General features: G+C 66.0%; 19 protein-coding genes. 10 read left to right on the forward strand and 9 right to left on the reverse strand.

Features of this window, described 5'->3' with window-relative positions:
• Positions 1-31: 31 nt before the first annotated feature.
• The 3 genes from lhpI to BGP02_RS00350 all read left to right on the forward strand — a co-directional run bounded on the left by lhpI (position 32) and on the right by BGP02_RS00350 (position 3,100).
• Complete coding sequence (gene lhpI, locus BGP02_RS00340) at positions 32-976, forward strand: bifunctional Delta(1)-pyrroline-2-carboxylate/Delta(1)-piperideine-2-carboxylate reductase (RefSeq protein ID WP_268567492.1); 945 nt, start codon at positions 32-34, stop codon at positions 974-976.
• A 126-nt stretch (positions 977-1,102) separates the two neighbouring features.
• Positions 1,103-2,551: a short-chain fatty acid transporter gene (locus tag BGP02_RS00345; protein WP_261938929.1), complete on the forward strand. Its 1,449-nt coding sequence runs from the start codon at positions 1,103-1,105 to the stop codon at positions 2,549-2,551.
• Positions 2,552-2,659: 108 nt separating this feature from the next.
• Positions 2,660-3,100, forward strand: coding sequence for a hypothetical protein (locus tag BGP02_RS00350; protein WP_261938928.1), 441 nt, complete (start codon positions 2,660-2,662; stop codon positions 3,098-3,100).
• Between the two features lie 21 nt (positions 3,101-3,121).
• On the opposite strand, the gene BGP02_RS00355 is transcribed toward BGP02_RS00350, so the two are convergent.
• Complete coding sequence (locus BGP02_RS00355; protein WP_261938927.1) at positions 3,122-4,075, reverse strand: LysR family transcriptional regulator; 954 nt, start codon at positions 4,073-4,075, stop codon at positions 3,122-3,124.
• Between the two features lie 165 nt (positions 4,076-4,240).
• On the opposite strand from BGP02_RS00355, the gene BGP02_RS00360 reads away from it, so the two are divergent.
• Together BGP02_RS00360 and BGP02_RS00365 are read left to right on the forward strand one after the other, a co-directional pair.
• A complete protein-coding gene (locus BGP02_RS00360; protein WP_261938926.1) occupies positions 4,241-4,972 on the forward strand; it encodes an SDR family NAD(P)-dependent oxidoreductase in 732 nt (243 codons plus the stop codon).
• 181 nt (positions 4,973-5,153) lie between these two features.
• Positions 5,154-5,795 (forward strand): hypothetical protein, encoded by a 642-nt coding sequence (locus tag BGP02_RS00365; RefSeq protein ID WP_261938925.1) that lies wholly within the window; start codon positions 5,154-5,156, stop codon positions 5,793-5,795.
• A 6-nt stretch (positions 5,796-5,801) separates the two neighbouring features.
• Here BGP02_RS00365 and BGP02_RS00370 read toward each other — a convergent pair whose 3' ends face one another.
• Positions 5,802-6,980 (reverse strand): NAD(P)H-dependent flavin oxidoreductase, encoded by a 1,179-nt coding sequence (locus BGP02_RS00370; RefSeq protein ID WP_286797132.1) that lies wholly within the window; start codon positions 6,978-6,980, stop codon positions 5,802-5,804.
• A 198-nt stretch (positions 6,981-7,178) separates the two neighbouring features.
• A complete protein-coding gene (hpnC, locus tag BGP02_RS00375; RefSeq protein WP_286797134.1) occupies positions 7,179-8,042 on the reverse strand; it encodes a squalene synthase HpnC in 864 nt (287 codons plus the stop codon).
• Between the two features lie 176 nt (positions 8,043-8,218).
• Between hpnC and hpnD the strand changes: the two genes are divergently transcribed.
• From hpnD to BGP02_RS00395, 4 genes are all read left to right on the forward strand, one after another.
• Positions 8,219-9,067 carry a presqualene diphosphate synthase HpnD gene (gene hpnD / locus BGP02_RS00380; protein ID WP_017235469.1) on the forward strand — a complete coding sequence of 283 codons (849 nt, stop codon included), beginning with the start codon at positions 8,219-8,221 and terminating at the stop codon, positions 9,065-9,067.
• Positions 9,067-10,320, forward strand: coding sequence for a hydroxysqualene dehydroxylase HpnE (hpnE, locus tag BGP02_RS00385; protein WP_261938922.1), 1,254 nt, complete (start codon positions 9,067-9,069; stop codon positions 10,318-10,320). Before hpnD ends, hpnE begins: the two co-directional genes overlap by 1 nt.
• A gap of 229 nt (positions 10,321-10,549) precedes the next feature.
• Positions 10,550-12,514: a squalene--hopene cyclase gene (gene shc, locus BGP02_RS00390; protein WP_261939900.1), complete on the forward strand. Its 1,965-nt coding sequence runs from the start codon at positions 10,550-10,552 to the stop codon at positions 12,512-12,514.
• Positions 12,515-12,525: 11 nt separating this feature from the next.
• Positions 12,526-13,221, forward strand: a complete 696-nt coding sequence (locus tag BGP02_RS00395) for a phosphorylase (RefSeq protein ID WP_286797138.1) — start codon at positions 12,526-12,528, stop codon at positions 13,219-13,221.
• 116 nt (positions 13,222-13,337) lie between these two features.
• On the opposite strand, the gene BGP02_RS00400 is transcribed toward BGP02_RS00395, so the two are convergent.
• The 5 genes from BGP02_RS00400 to BGP02_RS00420 form a co-directional block, all read right to left on the reverse strand.
• Complete coding sequence (locus BGP02_RS00400) at positions 13,338-14,540, reverse strand: glycosyltransferase (RefSeq protein WP_261938920.1); 1,203 nt, start codon at positions 14,538-14,540, stop codon at positions 13,338-13,340.
• Positions 14,537-15,532 carry a hopanoid-associated sugar epimerase gene (gene hpnA, locus BGP02_RS00405; RefSeq protein ID WP_286797141.1) on the reverse strand — a complete coding sequence of 332 codons (996 nt, stop codon included), beginning with the start codon at positions 15,530-15,532 and terminating at the stop codon, positions 14,537-14,539. Before hpnA ends, BGP02_RS00400 begins: the two co-directional genes overlap by 4 nt.
• On the reverse strand, positions 15,533-16,654 hold the full coding sequence (gene hpnH / locus BGP02_RS00410; protein ID WP_261938918.1) for an adenosyl-hopene transferase HpnH: 1,122 nt from the start codon (positions 16,652-16,654) through the stop codon (positions 15,533-15,535).
• A gap of 23 nt (positions 16,655-16,677) precedes the next feature.
• Complete coding sequence (gene ispH, locus BGP02_RS00415; RefSeq protein WP_017235476.1) at positions 16,678-17,637, reverse strand: 4-hydroxy-3-methylbut-2-enyl diphosphate reductase; 960 nt, start codon at positions 17,635-17,637, stop codon at positions 16,678-16,680.
• 339 nt (positions 17,638-17,976) lie between these two features.
• A complete protein-coding gene (locus BGP02_RS00420; RefSeq protein WP_286797145.1) occupies positions 17,977-18,624 on the reverse strand; it encodes an MlaC/ttg2D family ABC transporter substrate-binding protein in 648 nt (215 codons plus the stop codon).
• Between the two features lie 223 nt (positions 18,625-18,847).
• On the opposite strand from BGP02_RS00420, the gene hpnN reads away from it, so the two are divergent.
• Positions 18,848-21,484: a hopanoid transporter HpnN gene (gene hpnN / locus BGP02_RS00425; protein ID WP_286797148.1), complete on the forward strand. Its 2,637-nt coding sequence runs from the start codon at positions 18,848-18,850 to the stop codon at positions 21,482-21,484.
• Positions 21,485-21,569: 85 nt separating this feature from the next.
• Here hpnN and dxs read toward each other — a convergent pair whose 3' ends face one another.
• Positions 21,570-23,486 (reverse strand): 1-deoxy-D-xylulose-5-phosphate synthase, encoded by a 1,917-nt coding sequence (gene dxs, locus BGP02_RS00430; RefSeq protein WP_286797150.1) that lies wholly within the window; start codon positions 23,484-23,486, stop codon positions 21,570-21,572.
• Between the last annotated feature and the right edge of the window lie 5 nt (positions 23,487-23,491).

Genomic DNA, 23,491 nt, shown 5'->3' on the forward strand with positions numbered 1-23,491 from the left:
CTCATTTCCACCTCGACGAGGAGCTGTACTCATGAAATTCATCGACGCCGACGCCACTCGCGAGGCATTGGCTTTCGGCCCGTTGCTCGACGCGCTTCGTAGCCTGTTCGTCACCGGATGCGACGTGCCGCTGCGCCACACGCACGTCATCTCGGAATCGGGTACGCGCGATGCGATGACCGTGCTCATCATGCCCGCGTGGCAGCCCGGCGGTTATCTCGGCATCAAGACCGTCAACATCGCACCGGCCAATGCGCAGCGCGGCGTGCCGGGTCTGCATTCGACCTATCTGCTCTATGACGCCACGACGGGCGTGCCGCTGGCGCAGATGGACGGCAACGAGATCACGTCGCGCCGCACGGCGGCGGCCTCTGCGCTGGCTGCCTCGTATCTGGCGCGAGACGATGCGTCGCATCTCGCGCTGCTCGGCGCGGGCCGCGTGGGGGCGCTCGTGCCGCTGGCCTATCGTGCGGTGCGCCCCATCACACGTGTGAGCGTGTGGGATCGCGATGCGCAGGCGTCCGGGCGTCTGGTCGATCGCCTGCGTGCACAAGGTCTCGACGCGGTCGTGTGTCATACCGCGAAGTCGGCCGTCGAGGGCGCGGACATCGTCACCTGCGCAACGCTGGCGACCGAGCCCGTCGTGCAGGGCGACTGGTTGGCGCCGGGCGTCCATCTGGATCTGATTGGCAGCTTTACGCCGCAGATGCGCGAAGCCGACGATCTCTGCTTTGCCGGCGCTTCGTTGTACGTCGACACCGACGAAGCGCTGGCCAAATCGGGGGAGTTGCTCGGACCGATGTCGCGAGGCGTGTTCACCGCGTCGGACGTGCGCGGCACGCTGGCCGACCTGTGTCGCGCAGGACGCGGATGTCGCAGCGGCGAGGGTGAGCGCACGGTATTCAAGGCCGTAGGGACAGCGCTGGAAGATCTCGCGGCCGCCACGCTCGTCTGGCAGGCGACTCAACACGCTTGACGCGACGCAGGCAGCGGGCGATGGACGACGGCGGCGATGAAAGGTCGCTGCCGCAGGGCTGGGCACGGGGCGCGCATCGCGAGGTGCGGCGGTGCCGATCATGACAAACCTAAGGGAACACAGGCAATGAAACCGGGAAATTCACTTTCGAGCATGTCGGAGACGCCGCAGGACGGCGGACTTCTGGAACGTCTGGCGGCGGCGGTCACGCGTTGGTCCGAGCGCTGGTTTCCGGACGCCTATCTTTTCGCGGCGCTTGCCGTCATCGTATGCGCGGGCGGCGCGCTCGCCATCGGTGTCCCGGCGGTCAAAGTGGGCGTGGCCTTTGGCGACGGTTTCTGGAGCCTGATCCCGTTCACGATGCAGATGGCCATCGTGGCGATCTCGGGCTATGTGGTGGCCGTCTCGCCGCCCGCGGCGTTGCTCATCCGCAAGATGGCCACGCTGCCGCGCAGCGGTCGTAGCGCGGTGGCGTATGTGGCATTTGTGAGTATCGTGCTCTCGCTGTTCAACTGGGCCATCAGCCTGGTCTTCGCCGGCCTGCTGGTGCGCGCGATTGCGCGCCGCGACGACATTCGCATGGACTACCGTGCGGGGGGCGCCGCGGCGTATCTGGGCATGGGGGCGACGTGGGCGCTCGGCCTGAGTTCGTCGGCGGCGCAGTTGCAGGCCAACCCGGCAAGCTTGCCGAAGGCGCTGGTCGAGATCACCGGCGTCATTCCGTTCGCCGACACCATCTTCCTGCCGCAATCGATGGCGATTGCCGCCGTGCTGACGGTGGTGTCGGTGGCGCTGGCTTACTACTCGGCACCGCGCGACGACCGCGCAACCATCGCGGCCGACCTCGGTGTGTCGCTCGACGATATGGCAAAGCCTTACGTGCGTGCGCAACGCCCAGGGGATTGGCTTGAATACAGCCCGGTAGTCACGGTGCTGATCGTGGCGCTGGGCGTGCTCTGGATCGGACATGAGTTCACGACAAAGGATCCGCTGCTGGCGATCTCCAATCTGAACACTTACAACTTCGTGTTCCTGATGTTGGGCATGTTGCTGAACTGGCGTCCCCGCCGGTTTCTCGATGCGATCGCGAAGTCGGTGCCGTCCGTGGCGGGCGTGCTGATCCAGTTCCCGCTCTACGGCGGCATTGCCTATCTGCTGACCAAAGCGCCGGGCATCGACGGGGCGACGCTTTCGCACCACCTGTCGAGCTTCTTCGTGGCGATCTCGTCGCAGACGTCTTTCCCGGGCGTGATGGGCGTGTATTCGGCGGTACTGGGCTTCTTCGTGCCGTCGGGCGGCGGCAAGTGGATCATCGAGGCTCCGTATGTGATGCAGGCAGCCAACGACCTGCATGTGCACCTGGGGTGGGCGGTGACCGTGTACAACGCAGCCGAAGCGCTGCCGAATCTGATCAATCCGTTTTGGATGCTCCCGCTGCTGGGGGTGCTAGGTCTGCGCGCGCGCGACATTGTCGGATATACGTTCACGCAGTTGTTGGTGCACTTCCCCGTGGTCATTGTCATGCTGTGGCTGCTCGCGCAGACATTGACGTATCACCCGCCGGTCATGCCGTGAGGTGTAGGTTGTCGCGCGAACTTCGGAGGTCGAAGCGGATTGCGATTGGCGCTACACTGTGCCCCGAAAAAGGTGATCCATGTCGCACTTCACGGGGGAATTCGAAACATGTCAGCCAGAACCTTGCTGATCGCCTGCCTGGCCACCGCAGGAATATCGGTGGCCGGTGGCGCGGCCGCTCAGTCCTACTTGCAGAGTGGCGATCTGAACAGCATCCGCCAGTCGAATCAGGCCGCGCCGGGTGGTCAGCCCGGCGTGGGGCTTACGCCGCCTGCGTCGACACATGACAGGGAAGGCGGCGTTGGCGCACGGTTCAAGCAGGGCATGGCGGAGGGTGAGCGGCAGGCACAACGCCAGCGTGAGTCGTCCGCGACAAACGATATGCAGATGAGGCAACTGACGGATCCGCAACGCGCGCCGCAAGGTCGTTTCCCGGGCGCGTCGACGAACGCGCAGGGTGCGGTCTACTTCAACGAGCAGGGGCCCACCGCTTGCAAGCGAGATCCGGTGTCGGGGCAGGTGCAATGTGGGGCGACCACCTCACGATAAGCGCCGTCTTACCGCTTTCGATTATCGCGATGCGACATCGTCCGGGCGGCACACCGACAGCACCTGTTGTCGAAGCCAGCGATGAACGGGGTCCGCGTCCATTCGGGGATGCCACATCAACGACACGGCAATCTGTCCTGTCGTCACCGGCAGGTCGAACACGTGGACCGGCGCGGATGAGGTTGCGACCCGCTGTGCGGCGCGTTGCCTCATGAGTGACGCAGGCACCAGCGCGATCAAGTCGGACGCCTGCGCTACGGACAACGCCGCCGGAAAGCTTGGCACCACCGCGACAATATCGCGGTGCAGACCCAGCGCGTCAAGCGCGACATCGACAGGCCCCCGCCCGGCGCCGTGCCGCGATGCCACGACATGCCCGAACGCAACGTATCGCTCGGCGTCCGGCGCGCCGTGCGCGACGAGCGGATGGCCCGAACGCACCACGCCCACGAAGTGATCGCGGAACAGCGTCTGCAGGCGAATTTCCGGGCCCATGTTGCTCGCCCCGCCGATGTCCCCCAGCACGCCGATTTCCAGATCGGCCTCCCCGCCTCGCAACGGCATCGCGGTCTTTTCCGCCTTGGACAGAAAGCGCAGGCTCACGAACGGGGCCGCCTGTGTGAGCGCGGCAATCAACGACGCGCCGAAGGCGTCGACGAAGCCATCGTTGGCGCGAAGCGTAAAGGTGCGGCGCAGTGTGGCGAAGTCAGGCGATGATGTGGCGGGCGCGAGCAGCAGGCGTGCTTCGTCGACGGCGCCTCGGCTGCGCGTGCGCAATTGCTCGGCGTGCGGCGTGAGCACCATGCGGCGACCGGCGCGAACCAGCAGCGGATCGCCCGTGGTGTCGCGCAAGCGGCTCAGCGTACGGCTCATCGCCGATGCGCTCAGCCCCAACCGGCGTGCGGCACTTGCCACGCTGACTTCGGCGAGCAGGGCATCCAGCGCTATTAGCAGGTTCAGATCGGGGTCGGTCATGGGGGCGACGGAACGAGATGTGGCGTTACGCGCATGTTATCAGTGCAACGGCTGCGTCTTCCGCCATGTCTTGCATCGACCTATAGTCCCTCACAGCACACGTCGTACCGCCTCCCGGCATTCCGTCGCGGACGTGCGGGCGACGTTGGATACGAGGAACGACGCATGCAGAACGAAACAATCTCCCAAGTTTCCCCGCAAAAAACTGTCTTGCTGTTCGGCGCATCGCGCGGTCTGGGCTTCGCAATGGCGCAGGCGTATCTCAGGCGCGGCTGGCATGTCATCGCCACGGCTCGGCAAGGGTCGTCTGGCGCGCTCGATGCGTTGGTTGATAGCTTGGGCGCAGCCGTCGGCGGTGCGCTGGAGGTCGAAACGGTCGATATCGCGATACCGGCGCAAGTCACCGCATTGCGCGAGCGATTGGCGGGGCGCCGTGTCGATTTGCTCTTCGTGAACGCCGGGGTGAAGAACGACGACCGTGAGACGATTGCCGACGTGTCGACCGAGGAGTTCGTGCGCGTTATGGTGACGAACGCGCTGAGCCCAATGCGGGTGATCGAGACGTTCGAGTCGCTTGTGCCTCCCGGCGGCACGCTGGGGGTGATGTCCTCGGGACAGGGCAGCGTCACGAACAACACGAACGGCCACTACGAGGTCTACCGGGCCAGCAAGGCGGCGCTCAACATGTTGATGCGCAGCTTCGCGGCGCGGCATGGCGACGACACGCGCACGTTGCTGCTGACGGCCCCCGGCTGGGTGCGCACGGACATGGGCGGGGCGGACGCGCGTCTGAGCATCGACGAGAGCATCCCCCACCTGATCGACACCATCACGGCGCACGAGGGGCGCGCCGGACTGCACTACGTCGACTATCTCGGTCGTACGGTGCCATGGTGATGATGTGCCACAACGGATTGCTGCTCCCGCAGCGGTCTGTCGAGTGCAGCGTTCGGCGAAAGACGTTACCGCCGCGCACCTCCAGACGTCACTTCGGCTAAGATGCCAGCATCGACGTCGTGGCCGATGCGATAGCTCCGAGAGCGAGGCCGTTCGAGCCCGCCATTCCGACAATCCGGCAATGAAGCCATTTGGTAACGGTGGGCGACGCCTGGTCGCCTGCGCGATCGTGGGTGCGGCAAGCGTGTGCGCGGCCGCGGCGCTGGCGCAGCCGCCGCAGTACAAGAACGATGCCGAGTTGATGGGGGCGGCGATCGCGTCCCCCGAAGGTGTCGGCGAGGTGCTCGCGCGGCTCGTGCAGAAGTGCGGGCTCTATGGCGCGGCCACCCGAACGCACGGGAATGCGGCATTGCGCGCGTGGCAGACGCGGCACCGCGACTATCTCGCGGAGGGCCGGCGCGTGCGTGCCGAATTGCAATCCACCTATACCGATCCCGAAGCGCGCGCGCGCTTCGACGACTTGCTGCGCAACCAATTGCCGATGCTTGTCGAGCGCCAGTTTGTCGTCTATTCCCGCAGCATCGACGATCAGCCGACCGAGAGCGCGAAAGCGGATCTGTGCGATGGCTATTTCTCGGCGGTGGATGACCGTCAGTTCGATCTCAAGGTGAACGACCCGGCGCTCGCCGCGTTCTTCGACCGGCGAATTGCGGCACGTGCCGCGCCCGTCAGTGCGGACGATGCCGGGGGCGCCAGCCATCCGAGCGGGGGGGAGGATGCCGCAGCCAGCGCGCCGCCCGCACCGGCGGCGCCGGCCAAGTGAGCACGGCTATGCGGCCGCAGCCGTGTCGCCGTCCTCCGGCCGCTCGCCCGTCAGCAGGTAACGCATGAGATCGGCCACGGGGCGAATGCGCTCGCCGAAGGGCAACGGGTCGCGGCCACGGAAGAAGAGTCCGCGCGCCACATCGCCACGCACCGCCTGGGCGAGTTTCAGATCGATGCAGAACTGCCCGATGCGCGTCACGCCATCGCGCAGCCCACAGGCCTGCAGGCAATCGAATCCTTCCAGACACTGCCGCACCTTTGCCTTCGCTTGCAGGGCGGTCTCACGCGAGAGGTACTTCTTCAGCCACGGTGTCAGCACTGCACGCGCAGGCAGCCCGGCCACGCTGGTGAACTCGGCAAGGTCTTCCGGCCGCGCGCTCGCCAACACCGCCTTGAACGCCGGATGCGCGTCAGATTCCTCGGTCACGGCAAACGCCGTGCCCAACTGCACGCCCGCCGCGCCTTGCGCCAGCCAGTGCCGAACCTGCTCGTGACGGTGGATCCCGCCGGCCACGATCAGCGGTACACGGGACCATTCGATGCCGAGCGTCGCATAGATTTCCCGGCACTCCGCGAGCACGCGATCGAACGAGAAGCGTGCGTCGCCCAGCTCTTCGATGCGTGACGCCCCGAGATGCCCGCCCGCATGTGCTGGATGCTCGATGACGATGGCGTCCGGCAGGCGGCCCTTCTTCATCCACTTGCGCAACACGAGGCTGACGCCGCGCGAGTCCGACAGAATCGGGATGAGCGCGACGCCTGGATGAGACGCCGTGAGTTCCGGCAGGTCGAGCGGCAATCCGGCACCCATGACGATGGCATCGGCGCCGCTCTCGCACGCCTGTCGTACCAGCGATGCGTGTGCGCTCACCGCCTTCATGACGTTGACCGCCACCAGTCCGTGACCGTCGGCAATCGCCTTGGCGGCGTGGATCTCGCGGTCCAGTGCAATCAGGTTGACCGCCTCGATGGCCGCCTTCTTGCCCTCGGGGGTGTGAAGGCCGTCGACTTCGGCGAGCAGGTCAGGATGATGGTGGCGCAGATCGATACTCGCGATCGTCCCCATGCCGTTGTGCCGTGCCACCGTGCCGGCGAGCCGGTGCGCGGAGATGCCGATGCCCATGCCGCCTTGCACTACCGGCACCAGCCGGCGGCCGGCCAGCGTCAACCATTGCTCGTTCATGTCAGTTCCGTCCATCGAGGTGGGCTCGCGCGGGCGATGGCGCCGTGTGACGGCGCGCCCACGCGAAAAGGGCAGTCTGGCACCTGCCCCGCGAACGGGTCTTGCGATGGGTCAAGCGCGGGCGCACTCAGACGGTGTGGAGCCTGCGGCATGACGTCGCAGCCGCTGGCCCCGCGTGTGGCCGCTTGTGAGCAGACGCTAGTCCGCGCGGGCTTTGGGCGGCGTGCCGCTCAGTTTCATGCCGAGGCCACGCAGGAACACGCGCAGCCCGTCGGCCTTTCCCAGTTGCGGACGATGACGGAAGACGTCGTAGTTGACGGCTTCAATCCGGTCGAGGATGCGCAATCCACCATGCACCACGCAACATAGTTCCAGGCCGAAGCGGCCCGGTACACGGTTGGCGAGCGGCGCGCCGCGCAGCATCATCCGCCGGGCGAAGTCGACTTCGTAGCGCATGAGCGCGCGCCAGCGCTCGTCGAACGCCTGCGCGCCGATGTCGGCATCGGTCACCCCGAACCGGGCCATGTCGTCCTGCGGCAGGTACACGCGCGCCTTGCGCCAGTCGACTTCCACGTCCTGCCAGAAGTTGATGAGTTGCAGGGCCGAGCAGATGTCGTCCGAGCAGGCGATGTTCTCGGGCGTGTCGAGCTTGAAAAGGGCGAGCATGATGCGCCCGACCGGGTCGGCCGAGCGGCGCGTGTAGTCGCGCAGATCGGCGAATGTCGCGTATCGCTTGACGTCGATGTCCTGATCGAACGCGCTCAGCAGGTCGGAGAACGGCTGGACCGGGAGCCGATGCTCGGCAATGACACGCGCGAGGGCCGCAAAGAGCGGCTTGTCGGGCGACGTGGGCTGTCCGGCGGCGATCTTGTCGAGTTCCGCCTGGTACGCCGCGAGGCCGGCGTGACGCTCGGCGTCGGACGCATCGCCCTCGTCGGCAATGTCGTCGGCCGTGCGCGCGAAGTTGTAGATCACGCCGACCGGCGCGCGCATCTCGCGCGGCAGCAGGATACTGGCGACCGGGAAGTTCTCGTAATGCTCGATCTTGGCGTCGGAAGTCATCAGGCGGGTGGGCAAATGGGGCAACGCGGCAGCGCTGAGGGCCCCGAGATTCTATGCTATCGTTCCGAATCCTGGCGGGAAAGTCGCGCCAATCCCCGGTATACTTCCCTCCTTGCAAGAATCCCCTGAGTTTTTTCCGTGGTGTCACCCCGTTCCCCTGCACGACGAGGAGCCTCGTGAGCGTCGCCGAACCAATCGAAATGTCGCCTGAGCCAAGCAGTGCACGCGTGGCGTCGGGCAGCAGTTTTTACGCTGCCATGCGCATTCTGCCGCCCGCGCAGCGCGAAGGCATGTTCGAGATTTATGCCTTTTGCCGCGCCGTAGACGACATTGCCGACGACGGCGATGACACGTCGGCGAGCCGCATGGCGCGTCTGGCCGCGTGGCGACGCGATCTGGCCGATCTGTACGACGGACGCCCGGCGCCGTCGCTCGCGAACCTTGCCCGCGTGGTCAAGCAGTTCGGCCTGAAGCACGACGACTTTCTCGCCGTGATCGACGGCATGGAAATGGATGCCTGCGGCCCCATCGTCGCGCCCGACCTGCCCACGCTCGATCTGTATTGCGATCGCGTGGCGAGCGCCGTCGGTCGTCTGTCGGTCAAGGTGTTCGGCATGCCCGAACAGGACGGTATCGATCTGTCCTATCACCTCGGCCGTGCCCTGCAATTGACGAATATCCTGCGCGACATCGACGAAGACGCCGGCATCGGCCGCGTCTATCTGCCGCGCGAAACGCTGGCCGAGGCCGGCATCGTGGGCGCCACGCCGCAGAACGTCGTTGCCGCCCAGCTCGACCGCGCCTGTGCGCCCCTGGTGGCGCAGGCCCGAGAACATTATGCAAAGGCGCGCGCGATCATGGCGCCTTACCCGCGCCGCGTGGTGATTGCGCCCGCTGTGATGGCCAAAGCCTACGGCGCGATCCTCGACAAGCTCATTGCGCGCGGCTTCGCCGTGCCTCGCGAGCGCGTGCGTGTGCCGCGCTGGCGCCTCATGCTGATGCTGCTGCGGCAGATGGCGTTCTGATGTCGGGCACGGCTCACGTTATCGGTGCCGGTCTGGCAGGCCTGGCCGCCGCGGTAAGGCTCGTGAAGCGTGGCGTGCCGGTCGTGCTGCATGAGGCGGCACCGCAGGCGGGCGGACGCTGCCGGTCCTACTTCGACCGGCAGTTGAACGCGGTGATCGACAACGGCAATCACCTGGTGCTCTCGGGCAATACAACGATGCGCGAATTTACGCGCACCATCGGCTCCGAACACACATTGACCGGCCCCGATCGTGCGGAATTCGCGTTCGTCGATCTGACGAGCGACGAGCGCTGGACGGTGCGTCTGTCGGAAGGGCGCCTGCCATGGTGGATATTCGACAGTAACGCCCGCGTGCCGGGCACGAAGTGGTTGGACTACCTGTCGCTCGCGCCGCTGCTGCGCGCCGGACCCGACGCGACCATGACCGACGCGATGCGCTGTCCGCCCGCGCTTTATCAGCGCCTGATTCACCCGTTGTTTCTCGCCGTGCTCAACGCCGATCCGGCCGAAGGCTCTGCGCAGATGGCGGCCGCCGTTATTCGCGAAACGCTCGCGGCGGGCGGCAAGGCCTGTCATCCGCTGATCGCGAGCGAGGGCCTGGACGTGTCGTTCGTCACGCCCGCGCTGGCATTCCTGGAAGCGCACGGCGCACGCGTGATGATGCAGCATCGCGTGCGGGCATTGGGATTTTCGCCGGATGACAGTCGTGTGGAATCGATCGATTTTGGCGACGGACCGCAGGCGTTGGCGGCGGACGATGCCGTCGTGCTGGCGGTGCCGCCAAACGTGGCGGCTGGGCTGGTGCCGGATCTGACGACGCCCGACGAATACCGGGCCATCGTCAACGCCCATTTCCAGGTGCCGCCGCCGCCGGGCTGCCCGCCGATGATCGGCGTGGTGAACGGCGTGAGCGACTGGATCTTCGCGTTCGACGGCCGGTTGTCGGTGACGATCAGCGGGGCGGATCATTTGCTCGACGAATCGCGGGAAGCGCTCGCGCTGCGCATCTGGAACGAGGTCGCGCGCGCCTGTCAGGTACCCGCCACGCCGATGCCGGTGTGGCAATTGGTGCGCGAGAAGCGCGCCACGTTTGCGGCAACGCCGGCGCAGGACAAGCGTCGCCCCGGCGCGCGCACGCGCTGGCGCAATCTCGCGCTCGCCGGAGACTGGACGGCCACCGGCCTGCCCGCGACCATCGAAGGCGCGCTGCGCAGCGGCAACCGGGCGGCCGACGTGCTGCACCCCGCCTGAGGCTTGTCGAACCGTCTCGCGCATGAGCCGGGCGACAGAACCCGGCACCTATCGTCAATGACACTGTTTAACCGGCGCGTACGCCGCGCCGATCACACGCCTTTGAGTAGGCAAGAATGCCATGGACACGATACGCGATGCTTCCGAAAAGGAAGCGCGACGCACGGCCACTGCCACGGCCGTGGACCTCAAACTGCATACCGAGCTTGCCCAGAAGGTGAGCACGGCAATGGCAACGCAGACGCTCGAGACGGGTATCGACCGCTCGATCGCAGCATTGCTCGACCTGCAACAAGACGACGGTCATTGGCTCTTCGAACTGGAAGCCGACGCCACGATTCCGGCGGAATACGTGCTGCTGCGTCACCATCTGGCCGAGCCGGTCGACGCCGAACTCGAAGCGAAGATCGCCGCCTATTTGCGCCGCATCCAGGGCGAGCACGGCGGCTGGCCGCTGTTCCACCAGGGCAAGTTCGACATGAGCGCGAGCGTGAAGGCGTATTTCGCGCTCAAGATGATCGGCGATCCCATTGACGCCCCGCACATGGTGCGTGCCCGCGAGGCCATCCTCTCGCGCGGCGGCGCGCAGAACTCGAACGTCTTCACGCGCATCTTGCTGGCGTTGTACGGTGTGCTGGAGTGGAAGGCCGTGCCGATGATGCCCGTCGAGATCATGCTGTTGCCGCAGTGGTTCCCCTTCCATCTGTCGAAGGTGTCGTACTGGGCGCGCACGGTGATCGTGCCGTTGCTTGTGCTGCAAGCCAAGCGCCCGCGCGCCCGTAATCCCAAGGGTGTCGGTATCGACGAACTGTTTATCGGCAGTCCCAAAGACGTGGGTCCGCCCAGGCGCGCACCGCACCAGAGCCGCTTCTGGTTCACGTGCTTTTCGGGCGTCGATCATGTGCTGCGAGCCCTCGATCCGTTCTTTCCGAAAAAACTGCGAGAGAAGTCGATCCAGCGTGCCGTCGCGTTCGTCGAGGAACGCCTGAACGGCGAAGACGGCCTCGGTGCGATTTATCCGGCCATGGCCAACGCGGTCATGATGTACGACGCGCTTGGCTATCCCGAAGCGCATCCGAGCCGCGCAATGGCCCGCCGGTCGGTCGAGAAGCTCGTGACACCCGCCGATCACGAGACTTATGTGCAGCCGTGCCTGTCGCCGGTGTGGGACACCGCGCTGGCCGCGCACGCGCTGCTCGAAACTGGCGACAAGCGCGCCATCGAGCAGGCGGGCAAGGGGCTCAAGTGGCTCATTCCGCTGCAGATCCTGGACGTGCGCGGCGACTGGATTTCGCGCCGCCCGAACGTGCGTCCGGGCGGTTGGGCCTTCCAGTTCGCGAATCCGCACTACCCGGATGTCGACGACACCGCCGTGGTCGCCATGGCGATGGATCGCTACGAGAAACTCGTGGGCGCCTTCGGGAACGACACGGTCGACGCGAGCCCGCGGCCGATGCGTCACGCGATCGATCGCGGCACGGAGTGGGTCATCGGCATGCAGAGCGGCAACGGCGGCTGGGGCGCATTCGAGCCCGAGAACACGCATCTGTATCTGAACAGCATCCCGTTCTCGGACCATGGCGCCTTGCTCGATCCGCCGACGGTGGACGTCTCCGCGCGATGCCTGTCGATGCTCGCGCAATTGCCGCCATCGCCGGAGCGCAAGGCCTCGGCCGATCTGGCGTTGAAATACATTCTCGACGATCAGGAAGCCGATGGCAGTTGGTACGGCCGCTGGGGTATGAATTTCGTGTACGGCACGTGGTCGGCCATGTGCGGCCTGCAGGCGGCGGGGGTGTCGCCGGCGCATCCGGCCATGGCGCGCGCGGCGCAGTGGCTCCTCTCGATCCAGAACGCCGACGGCGGATGGGGCGAGGATGGCGAGAGCTACAAGCTCGACTACCAAGGCTACGAAGCGGCACCGAGCACGGCGTCGCAAACGGCGTGGGCGCTGCTCGGCCTGATGGCGGCGGGCAAGGCCGACGACCCGGCGGTCAAGCGCGGTGTCGATTATCTGCTGAGTACGCAGAACGATGAAGGGCTGTGGGACGAAGCCCTGTACACGGCGACGGGCTTCCCGCGCGTGTTCTATCTACGCTATCACGGCTATCGCAAGTTCTTCCCGCTGTGGGCACTCGCGCGATACCGCAACCTGACGGTGCGCAACGACTGCCCGGTGCCGTGCGGGATGTGATCGCGCCCGCCATGACCCCGCCCATCATCGTGGTGACCGGCATGCCTTTCGAAGCGCGCATCGCGCGCGGCGACGGAGTGGTCGTGGTCTGCGCGCAAAACAATACGCTCGCGTCAGACCTGCAGGCCGCAATGGCACGCGACGGCGCGCGCGGGCTGGTGAGCTTCGGCACGGCGGGCGGTTTGAGGCCCGGCGTGGCGCCCGGTCGATGGGTGATTGCGCATAGGGTATTGGATATGCCGCAGCAGGCGCACGCGTATGTGTCGTGCGTGCGCTGGGCCGATGCGCTGCGTCGTGCGATGCCCGACGCCTTGCACGCCGATCTGGCCGGGGTGACGGCCCCCGTCGTCAGGGCCGACGACAAGGCCGCAGTGTGGCGCGAGAGCGGGGCGGCGGCGGCCGACATGGAGTCGCACATCGTCGCACGCGTGGCACAGGCGCACGGACTACCGTTCGTCGCCGCCCGCGTGGTGATCGACCCGGCGGAGCGCTCGCTCCCCCCGGCGGCGCTCGCCGGACTTCGCAGCGACGGCTCCACCGATATCCTCGGCGTGCTGCGCTCGCTCGCCGTCAATCCGCTTCAATTGCCCTCGCTGCTGAGTGTCGGGAAAGACGCGAGCCGTGCCAAACAGGCCATGCGCCATGGACGCGAGGTCATCGCCCTCACACTGGGCGATGGCTTCGGCGCGGTGGCCGCGGGGATCTGATCGCCGCGTCGTTTCTTGCGCGCCTCATCAAGACGGCAATCAATAAAAATGCCAGCGCGTCGTTGCAGACGGGCTGGCATTTTTGCCTTCTGGCACACGCCATTACGTGTGCCGGTTCAAGCGTCCGACGATTGCTGGCCGCGTGCTTGAGCGCGTCCCTTCCACATGCCACCGCGACCGCGCCAGTGCTGTAGCGCCGAGTCGAACGTGAAGACGGTATAGAGCGCAGCGACGAGCGGCAGCAACGGGCCGAAGCTCGACGGCTGCCGGTAGAAGCGCAACATCGGCACGTAGGCCAGCGTCATCGCTATCCACGCAAAGAGGCCGAGCCATTGGGCGATGCCCGTGGCAAAGATCGTCATGACCGGCGGCACGATGAACGTAAGCAGCAGCGAGACGAGGGTGCCCGCAAGCAACACCGGCGAATACTGCAACTGCGCGTAGGCCGTGCGCGACACCATCTTGCGAATCTCGCCGAGGTTGTCGTACGGCCGGACGCTCAGGGCGCGCTCGGTCAACCCCAGCCAGATCGCGCCTTGCCGCTTGAGCAGGCGTCCCATCGCGCAGTCGTCGATGATCTCGTCGCGAATGGCTTCGATGCCGCCACCGGCTTCGAGCGAGGCGCGATGGATCAACATGCATCCGCCCGCGGCCGCAGCCATGCGTTTCTTCGGATCGTTGACCCACGCGAACGGGTAAAGCATCTGGAAGAACAGTACGAACGCTGGAATCAGTGTGCGCTCGAACCAGGCAGTGCAGCGCAGCTTCGCCATCAGCGAGACGAGCACGCGGTCATCGCTCACCGCCCGCGTGACCAGACGGCGTACGTTCTCGGGGAGATGGGCAATGTCGGCGTCGGTGTGCAGGAGGTAGTCGGGGGCGACGCCATCGCCGTTCGTGCCCGGATCGCTCGCGAACGCGACCCCTTGGCTCACGGCCCACAGCTTGCCGGTCCAGCCGCCGGGCAGGGGCTGGCCGCTGAGCACATCCACGCGGCGCGTGAAGCCGTCCGCCGCTGCCCGCGCGGCGGCTTCGCGCGCGAGATCGGCTGTGCCGTCGCTGCTCTGGTCGTCGACGACCACGATGCGCAGCCGCCCGGCATAGTCCTGGCGGCACAGCGATGCTACGACCTGTCCGATCGATTCCGCCTCATTGCGCGCGGGAATGATCACCGCCACCGCAGGCCAGACGTCGGGCACAGGCAGACGGTCTTCATCCAGATCGTCGCGCTCGCGCGCACGCCAGAAGCCGCCTTGTGAGCTGAGCAGGTAGATCCAGATGCCCAGCGACAGCGCGGCGATCCAGGCCAGAACGGTCATGTCAGATATCCGGCGGAGCCAAACCAGGCGAGCGCGTCCTGCAGGCCCGCGGCGTAGGGACGGGCGCTGTAGCCGAGGTCGCGTTTCGCCTTCTCTGACGAGAAATACATCTGATACCGCGACATCTTCAAGCCATCGACCGTGACGAACGGTTCCTTGCCGGTAAAGCGCGCAACGCCTTGCGCCGCCATCGCGAGCGGATAGAGCGGCCAGCGCGGCAGCGCGATCTTCGGAGCGCGGCGCCCCACCATGTCGGCGATGCCCGCGAGCATTTCGCGCAGTGGCACGTCGTCGCCGCCAAGAATGTAGCGCTCACCGATGCGGCCGTGCTCCAGGGCGAGCAGATGGCCTTCGGCGCAGTCGTCGACGTGCACGAGGTTAAGCCCGGTATCGACGAACGCGGGGATCTTGCCCTGCGCGGCCTCGACGATGATGCGTCCCGTCGGCGTGGGCTTGATATCGCGTGGTCCGATGGGCGTAGACGGATTGACGATCACGGCGGGCAGGCCGTCGTGGGCGATCATTCGTTCGACCAGACGCTCGGCGGCGACCTTGCTGCGCTTGTATACGCCGATGGTCGTGGCTTCGTCGTTCGGGGAGGTTTCGTCGACGGGGCCGACGGCGTCGTGCACGCGCAGCGTGGCAACGCTGCTGGTGTAGACCACGCGCCCGACGCCCGCGCGCAGCGCGGCTTCCATCACCGTGCGCGTGCCGTCGATATTGGCCCGCATGATGTCGCTGGGGTCTTTCGCCCAGAGACGATAGTCGGCGGCCACGTGGAGCAGGGCATCCACGCCGGCAAGCGCGCGCTGCATCGACGCCGCGTCGCGCATATCGCCCTCCACGACCTCGACAGGAAGATCGGCGAGGTTCGCGCGTGGACTGGTGCCGCGCACCAGCAGGCGAACCTCGTGACCGCGCGCCAGCGCCGCGCGTGCTACCGCAGACCCGACGAACCCGGAGGCGCCGGTGACCAGGACACGCGACGGCATTTAGGCCTTGACCCGGCGCAACTCGTCGAGCTTGATCTCGACGTGCTTCGAGAAGACGAACTCGGCCGGACGCTGCTTGGCGAACGAAACATCATCGGCCATCGCGCCGTCCGTGCGTACCCCCTTGAGCGCCACGCCCAGCGCGCGCAACGGGTGCGAGAGCGTCTCGTTCACGGCGGTGGCTTCGAAACCGCTGTGCACCATGCAGTCGGCGCACTTCTCGTAGTTGCCCACGCCGTACTTGTCCCAGTCGGTGGTATCCATCAGTTCCGTGTACGTCTTGGCATAGCCTTCGCCAAGCAGGTAGCACGGACGCTGCCAGCCGAACACGGTGCGCGTCGGGTTGCCCCACGGCGTGCAATGGTACGAACGGTTGCCAGCGAGGAAATCGAGGAACAGGCTCGACTGGCTGAACGTCCAGTTCTTGCCGCCGTTGCCGCGCTTGAGAATGTCGCGGAACAGTTGCTTGGTCTTCGAGCGGTTCAGGAAGTGCTGCTGGTCCGGGGCGCGCTCGTAGGCATAGCCCGGCGACACGGTAATGCCGTCGAGGCCCATTTCCTTCGTGGAATCGAAGAACTTGGCCACCTTTTCCGGGTCGGCGTTGTTGAACAGCGTGCAGTTGATGTTCACGCGGAAGCCACGTGACTTGGCCAGCTTGATGGCGGCCACGGCGCGTTCGTACACGCCATCCTGCGACACGGCGGCGTCGTGCATTTCACGGTCGCCGTCGAGGTGAATCGACCAAACGAAGAACGGGCTCGGCTGGTAGTCGTCGATCTTCTTCTCGAGCAGCAGCGCGTTCGTGCACAGATAGACAAACTTCTTGCGCGCGATGATGCCCTTGACGATCTCCGGCATTTCCTTGTGCAGCAGCGGTTCGCCACCGGCAATCGAGACCACCGGCGCGCCGCATTCATCCACGGCATCGAGCGAATCCTTGAGCGAGACGCGCTGGTTCAGAATGGGGTCCGGATAGTCGATCTTGCCACAGCCCGAGCAGGCGAGATTGCAGCGGAACAACGGTTCGAGCATCAGCACCAGCGGGTAGCGCTTGTTGCCCTTGAAGCGTTGTTTCATCAGATAGGCGCCAACATACGCCTGTTGCAGGAAGGGGATGGCCACGTTCGGCTCCTGTTCGTATTGCGTTAGCCGGCCAGCGCGTGATGCGCGGCGACCGGCTCGTCTTTGGTCAGTTCCGACGGCAGGCGAAACTGGATGGTTTCCTCGATGCCGTCCATGAGAGTCACTTCGACGGTGTCGATGCGACGCAGCGCGTCGATCACGTCTTCGACCATGCGTTCGGGCGCCGACGCCCCAGCGGTGATGCCGATGCGGGCCTGGCCGCGCACCCATGCCGGATCGACCTCGGTGCCGTCGGCCACGAGATAGCTCGGCAGCCCCATTTCGGCGCCGATTTCGCGCAGGCGGTTCGAGTTCGAGCTGTTCGTCGCACCCACCACGAGCAGCACGTCCACACGCTCGCACAGCTCGCGCACGGCCGTCTGGCGGTTTTGCGTGGCGTAACAGATGTCCTTGGTGTCCGGACCGACAATATCGGTAAAGCGACCTTGCAGCGCCGCAATGATACCGCGAGTCTCGTCGACCGACAGCGTGGTCTGCGTCACATACGAGACCGGGGTGTCGACGGCCAGCGGCAGCGCGTCGACATCGCGCTCGGTCTGCACGAGATGCACGGGGCCGTCGATCTGGCCCATCGTGCCCTCGACTTCCGGGTGCCCGGCGTGGCCGATCAGAATGACGTCACGCCCGGCGGACACGTAATTCTTGCCTTGCAGGTGCACCTTGGTCACGAGCGGGCAGGTGGCATTGAGCACTCGCAGGCCGCGCGTCTGTGCTTCCTGTTCAACGACGCGCGCCACGCCATGGGCACTGAAAATAGTGACCGCACCCGCGGGGGCTTCGGACAGCTCGTCGATGAAGCGCGCGCCCTTGGCCTTGAGCGAATCGACCACATGCTTGTTGTGGACGATCTCATGGCGCACGTAGACCGGGGCGCCGTATTTTTCCAGGGCGCGTTCCACGATCTCGATGGCACGTATGACACCCGCACAAAAACCGCGGGGTTGGGCAAGGAAGACTTGCATTCAGCTCTCCGGCTCAGGTCGGCCGGGATGACGGTTCCCATCGAGGTTGCATGTCCTGATCGCCATGGCCTCATGGCGCCCGCGGCACCAGTGCCAGTGGCAATTCGCGCGCACCCTTGGGGGGACCGCCGTCCGGTCGTTTGACAAGCGACGATTGTAACCGCCGCCGCCAAATGCTGCTGACCACTCCCGAGTCGAGAGACGTCAGTGCATATTTCGTAAATGTTGACGAATCGGCGCTTATCTGGATCGGATTTGCGCCGAAGGTGCCGCCAAGTCGCCACGGACACCCTGGGCCCGCCGGCACGGGATGCGGCAGGTGCAGTCAAGCCTTTGATTTTACTTGCCGAAACGCGCGTTCTTGTCGCGCAAGTAGGTGATCAGGCCGTCGATGCCGCCCTGGGCGATGCGCGCCTTGAATTGCGGTTGATACAACTGGATGAGCCATGCGTTGGCCACGTTCTCGCCCATCATGTTGATGTCGTAGATCTTCCACCCCTTGTCCGTCTTGGCCAGACGATAGGCCACCGACAGATTGTCGCCATTGCCGCTGACCGAGGCGCCCACCACCACGTCGCTGCTGTTCGCCGTGAGTTTGGCCGGCGTGAACTTGAACGAGATCTGGCTGCCGCGCACCTGCGAGAGTTGCAGCGCGAAGGTGTTCACGAGCAACTGCTGGAACTGCTCGAAGACCTGCTGCTGCTGCGCCGGCGTGGCCGCATCGAACGCCTTCGAGCCGACGGCGTAACGCGTGGTCCGATGGAAATCGGTATAGGGCAGGAAGTCGCGGGCCACAACACGCGCGGTGGCGGCGACATCGCCGTCGCGGGCCGCCGCGTCGGCCTTGGCCGCCTTGACGACGGTCTCGACCGCCGTCTTCACAATGTCGTTCGGATTGTTGCTGCTCGCCTGGGCCCAGGCGCCGGAAGCGACGCCGATACCGCTGAATGCGACGGCCGAGAGCGCCGTCACCAGAAATTTATTCATACCGTCTTCGTGGGTTTCAATCGGGTTGGCCGTAGTGTAGTTCACGCGGCCTTGTATACTGCTGCGATTTCGTAAATTCACCGTTTCCTTGTCTTCCATGAGCTGATCGACGGACTTCGTCCGCGATTGGTTCCCCGGTATCGCTTGATACATCGCGTTTCGTGACTTTTTAGAGAGCGGCGGCCGGGGCAGGGAGACCTCTACTCTCTTCCGGAACCGTTACATGCTGACGTCGCTCGTCGTGCGCATCGTCCGTTTTTCGGCGAAGCACGCGTACCTGGTCATTTTCGCTTCGCTCCTGCTCGTGATGGCGAGTTGCGTGTACGTCGCCAAGCACTTCGCGATCAACACGGATATCTCGGGTCTGATCGATCTGAATACGCCCGCCGCCGAGCGCGGTCGTGCCATCGATCGCGCTTTCCCGCAGAAGACAGACCTCACCTTGGCCGTAGTGCAGGCCCCGGCCGCCGAGTTCGCCGACCGGGCCGCCGCCGAGCTGGCCGCGAAGCTGGTGACCGAGACCGACGTGTTCCGGGCGGTGAGCCGTCCCGGCTCGGGGGAGTTCTTTGCGCACAACGCGCTGCTCTTCGCGCCGCTCGACGACGTGAAGTCGCTCACGGGCAAGCTGGATGACGCCAAGCCCCTGCTCAACCGTCTGGCGCAGGACCCGAGCCTGACCGGTTTGTCGAACCTGCTGTCGGTGACGCTGCAAACGCCGCTTCTCACCGGGCAAGTCAAGCTGCCGGAGATGGCGAACCTGCTCGGGGATGCGGCCGAGACGACCGAGGCGGTGCTTGCCGGGCGTCCGGCGGCCATGTCGTGGCGAGCGCTCGTCGCGCCCGACACCGTGGCCCGCAGCTACGTCCAGGTGCAGCCGAAGGTGGACTACGCCGCCCTCGAAGCCGGGGCGAATGCCGCGACGCGCATTCGCGAGGCGGTGGCCGACCTGAAGCTGGGTGAGCGCTATGGCGCGACGGTGCGTTTGACGGGCCCGCGCCCGCTGTCCGACGAGGAGTTCGCCTCCGTGCGTCAGGACGCCGGTCCGAACGCGGTCGTCACGCTGCTCGCCGTGCTGGTCGTGCTGTGGCTGGCGGTGCGCTCGGGCAAGATGATTCTCGCAGTGTTCATCACGCTGCTCGCGGGGCTGGCGGTCACATTCGCGCTCGGTCTGATGATGGTCGGCGCGCTCAACATGATTTCGGTCGCGTTCGCGGTTCTGTTCGTCGGCATTGGGGTGGACTTCGGCATTCAGTTCGGCGTGCGCTATCGCGAGGAGCGCTATCGCCTGGACCATCGGCCCGGAGTGTCGGGCGACGAAGCGCTCCACGGCGCGCTCACGGGGGCGGGCCGGGCCATTGCGATGCCGCTGTCGCTGGCCGCCGCCGCCACGGCCGCGAGTTTCTTCTCGTTTCTGCCGACCGATTATCGCGGCGTGTCCGAACTCGGATTGATCGCCGGCGTGGGCATCCTGTGTGTGGCATTCCCGTCGGCCATCACCTTGTTGCCGGCGCTCATCAGTGTGTTCAAGCCGAAGGGCGAACCGAGTCCGCCGGGCTTTCGCAGTCTCGGTCCGGTCGACGAATTCACCGAGAAGCACCGCAAGCCGTTGCTGTACGGCACGCTCGCCCTCGTGGTCGCGGGCCTGCCGCTGCTCGCCCATTTGCACTTCGACTTCAACCCGTTGCATCTGAAGGATCCGAACACGGAGTCGATGGCGACGCTGAGGGATCTGGCCAATTCGCCGGAGGCCGGGGTCAACGACGTGCAATTGCTCGCCCCGACGCTCGCCGCCGCCGACGCCGACGCCGCGAAGCTGCGCGCCGTGCCGGAAGTCGGTCGCGTGGTCACGCTCACGACGTTCCTGCCGGCAGAGCAACCCGCCAAGCTTGCGTTGATCGGCACGGCGGCCGAATCGTTGCTGCCGGTGCTTTCACAAACGCCGCTGGCACCGGTGGCCGATGCGGCGCGCGTGTCGGCGCTCAAGACCGCCGCCGGTCAGTTGGAGGACGCCGCGCTCGATCATCCGGGCGACGGCGCAAAGCCGGCGCAGCGTCTGGCCGCCGCGTTGCGCAAGCTCGCCGCGGCCGACGCCGCGACACGCGATCGCGCGGAGCGGGCGATCGCCGAGCCGTTGAAGCTCGCGCTCGGTCAGTTGCGCGATGCCCTGCAGCCGCATGCCGTGACGCGCGAGTCGCTGCCCGAGGACATCGCCTCGCAATGGGTGGCGGCCGATGGGCGCGCGCTCGTGAACATCTCGCCGCGCGTGGAGAAGGGCGCGGATCCGAGTGACGACGCCATGCTGCGCAAGTTCAGTGCCGCCGTGCTGGCGACCACCCCGGACGCCGTAGGGGGACCGATCTCGATCCTGCGCTCGGCCGACACGATCATTCGCGCGTTCATCGAGGCGGGGGCGCTGGCGTTGCTTTCGATCACCTTGCTGCTATGGCTGGCGCTGCGCAACTTTGGCGACGTGCTGCGCACACTGGTGCCGCTGCTGGTCTCGGCGGGCGTCACGCTCGAACTCAGCGTGTTGATCGGCCTGCCGCTGAACTTTGCGAACATCATCGCGCTGCCATTGCTGCTGGGCGTGGGCGTGGCGTTCAAGATCTACTACGTGATCGCGTGGCGTCACGGGCAGACTCGGCTGCTCGCATCGGGTCTGACGCAGGCGATCGTGCTGTCGGCCGCGACCACGGGCATCGCCTTCGGCAGCCTGTGGCTGTCGCATCACCCGGGCACGTCGAGCATGGGCAAGCTGCTGGCGCTCTCGCTCGTCTGCACGCTGATCGGCGCCGTGTTCTTCCAGCCGGTGCTCATGGGCAAGCCGCGCAAGAAGCCGGCGCCGCCGCCAACAACCTGACGGCAGCGACGCAAGGCAAAACGGCACCGAAAGGTGCCGTTTGTCGCTTTGGATGCGCTGAATCGAGCGGGATAAACCGCCGTACTCACGTCGTCGAGGGCACCGCCTCAACCTTGCCGCCGAGACGCTCGGCCAGCGCCCGGCGAATCGATGCGGCGATGCCCGGGGCGTCGAGCCCGACCGACGCGAGTTGTTGCGCGGGCGTGCCCTGATCGATGTAGGTGTCCGGCAAGCCCAGTTGCAGCAGCGGGACTTGCACGCCATTGGCATTGAGCGCCTCGACACAGGCCGTGCCCGCACCGCCCATCACCGCGCCCTCTTCGAGGGTGACGACGAGGTCGTGCGTGCGCGCCATGTCGAGCAGCGTCGCGTCGTCGAGCGGCTTGACGAAGCGCATGTTGACGACACTCGCGTCGAACTCGATGGCCACCTGTTCCGCCGGTGCGACCATCGAGCCGAACGCCAGCATTGCCACGCGACGGCCTGCCGGGGCGGCGCTTCGGCGCCGTATCTGGGCCCGGCCCACGGGCAGCGTCGACAACCCCGATTCGATCGTTACGCCGGGACCGGTGCCACGCGGATAACGCACGGCGCTGGGGCCGTCGATCCCGAGTGCCGTCTGCAACATCTGACGGCATTCGTTCTCGTCCGCCGGGGCCATCACCACCATGTTGGGGATGCAGCGCAGATAGGCGATGTCGTAGGCGCCCGCATGGGTGGCGCCATCCGCGCCGACCAGGCCGCCGCGATCGATCGCGAAGACGACCGGCAGGTTCTGCAAGGCCACATCGTGGATCAACTGGTCGTAGGCGCGTTGCAGGAACGTCGAATAGATGGCCACGACGGGCTTGAGCCCTTCGGTCGCCAATCCCCCGGCGAAGGTCACCGCATGTTGCTCGGCGATGCCGACGTCGTAGTAGCGCTCGGGGAAGCGCTGCTCGAACGCGACGAGGCCGGAGCCTTCGCGCATGGCCGGTGTGATCCCGATGACACGCGGGTCGGCGGCCGCCGCATCGCACAGCCATTCGCCAAAGACCTGCGTATAGGTCTTCGCCGACGCGGCACCCGGTGCGGCCGGGCGAATGCCTTCGCTCGGATTGAACTTGCCGGGGCCGTGATAGAGAACGGGATCGGCCTCGGCGAGCTTGTAGCCGCGTCCCTTGCGCGTGACGACGTGCAGGAACTGCGGCCCCCTGAGTGCCTTGATGTTCTCGAGCGCGGGAATCAGCGCGTCGAGATCGTGGCCGTCGATGGGGCCCAGGTAATTGAAGCCGAACTCCTCGAACATCGTGCCCGTGGGGGACACGAGGGCCTTGGCGTGCTCTTCGAGCTTGTGGGCCAGCTCGCGCATCGGCGCGGGCGCGTTGCGCAGCAACTGCCGCACGCTTTCCTTGCCCGCCGAGTAGAACTGCCCGGACATCAGCCGCGTGAGGTACTGATTGAGCGCGCCGACCGGGGGCGAGATCGACATGTCGTTGTCGTTGAGCACGACGAGGAAGGGCAGGTCGTCGTGGACGCCCGCATTGTTCAGGGCCTCGAACGCTTCGCCCGCCGTCATCGCGCCGTCGCCGATCACGGCAATGGCGTGACGCTTCTCGCCCTTGACGCGGCTGGCCAGCGCCATGCCGAGTGCCGCCGAAATCGACGTGCTCGAATGTGCCGTGCCGAACGTGTCGTAAGGCGATTCGTCGCGCTTCGGAAAGCCCGACAGTCCGTGCCATTGCCGAAGCGTTGGCATCGCCCCACGGCGACCGGTGAGGATTTTGTGCGGATAGGTCTGGTGTCCCACGTCCCACACGATGCGGTCGTTGGGCGTGTCGAAGACATAGTGCAGCGCGATCGTCAGTTCGACCGTGCCCAGGTTCGACGACAGGTGGCCGCCGGTGCGCGAGACGTTATCAAGCACGCAGGCGCGCAATTCGTCGGCCACACGGCGCAAGTCGGCGCGTGAGAGCGCACGCAGGTCGGCAGGGGAGGAGACGCTGGCGAGCAATTCGGTCATGGTCA

The organism is Pandoraea sp. 64-18 (assembly GCF_001899225.1).
Classification (GTDB): domain Bacteria; phylum Pseudomonadota; class Gammaproteobacteria; order Burkholderiales; family Burkholderiaceae; genus Pandoraea; species Pandoraea cepalis.

Coding starts and splice junctions, on each gene's coding strand:
- dxs (WP_286797150.1), bottom strand. CDS start 23,486: ATGACCGAATTGCTCGCCAGCGTCTCCTCCCCTGCCGACCTGCGTGCG.
- BGP02_RS00400 (WP_261938920.1), bottom strand. CDS start 14,540: ATGACCGTTCTGGCCTGGATCGCCGCGCTGTCGCTGGGCATCTGGATC.
- BGP02_RS00360 (WP_261938926.1), top strand. CDS start 4,241: ATGCAGAACGAAACAATCTCCCAAGTTTCCCCGCAAAAAACTGTCTTG.
- BGP02_RS00370 (WP_286797132.1), bottom strand. CDS start 6,980: ATGAACGAGCAATGGTTGACGCTGGCCGGCCGCCGGCTGGTGCCGGTA.
- hpnE (WP_261938922.1), top strand. CDS start 9,067: ATGTCGGGCACGGCTCACGTTATCGGTGCCGGTCTGGCAGGCCTGGCC.
- ispH (WP_017235476.1), bottom strand. CDS start 17,637: ATGCAAGTCTTCCTTGCCCAACCCCGCGGTTTTTGTGCGGGTGTCATA.
- BGP02_RS00365 (WP_261938925.1), top strand. CDS start 5,154: ATGAAGCCATTTGGTAACGGTGGGCGACGCCTGGTCGCCTGCGCGATC.
- BGP02_RS00420 (WP_286797145.1), bottom strand. CDS start 18,624: ATGAATAAATTTCTGGTGACGGCGCTCTCGGCCGTCGCATTCAGCGGT.
- lhpI (WP_268567492.1), top strand. CDS start 32: ATGAAATTCATCGACGCCGACGCCACTCGCGAGGCATTGGCTTTCGGC.
- hpnN (WP_286797148.1), top strand. CDS start 18,848: ATGCTGACGTCGCTCGTCGTGCGCATCGTCCGTTTTTCGGCGAAGCAC.
- BGP02_RS00345 (WP_261938929.1), top strand. CDS start 1,103: ATGAAACCGGGAAATTCACTTTCGAGCATGTCGGAGACGCCGCAGGAC.
- BGP02_RS00355 (WP_261938927.1), bottom strand. CDS start 4,075: ATGACCGACCCCGATCTGAACCTGCTAATAGCGCTGGATGCCCTGCTC.
- shc (WP_261939900.1), top strand. CDS start 10,550: ATGGCAACGCAGACGCTCGAGACGGGTATCGACCGCTCGATCGCAGCA.
- hpnC (WP_286797134.1), bottom strand. CDS start 8,042: ATGACTTCCGACGCCAAGATCGAGCATTACGAGAACTTCCCGGTCGCC.
- BGP02_RS00350 (WP_261938928.1), top strand. CDS start 2,660: ATGTCAGCCAGAACCTTGCTGATCGCCTGCCTGGCCACCGCAGGAATA.
- BGP02_RS00395 (WP_286797138.1), top strand. CDS start 12,526: ATGACCCCGCCCATCATCGTGGTGACCGGCATGCCTTTCGAAGCGCGC.
- hpnA (WP_286797141.1), bottom strand. CDS start 15,532: ATGCCGTCGCGTGTCCTGGTCACCGGCGCCTCCGGGTTCGTCGGGTCT.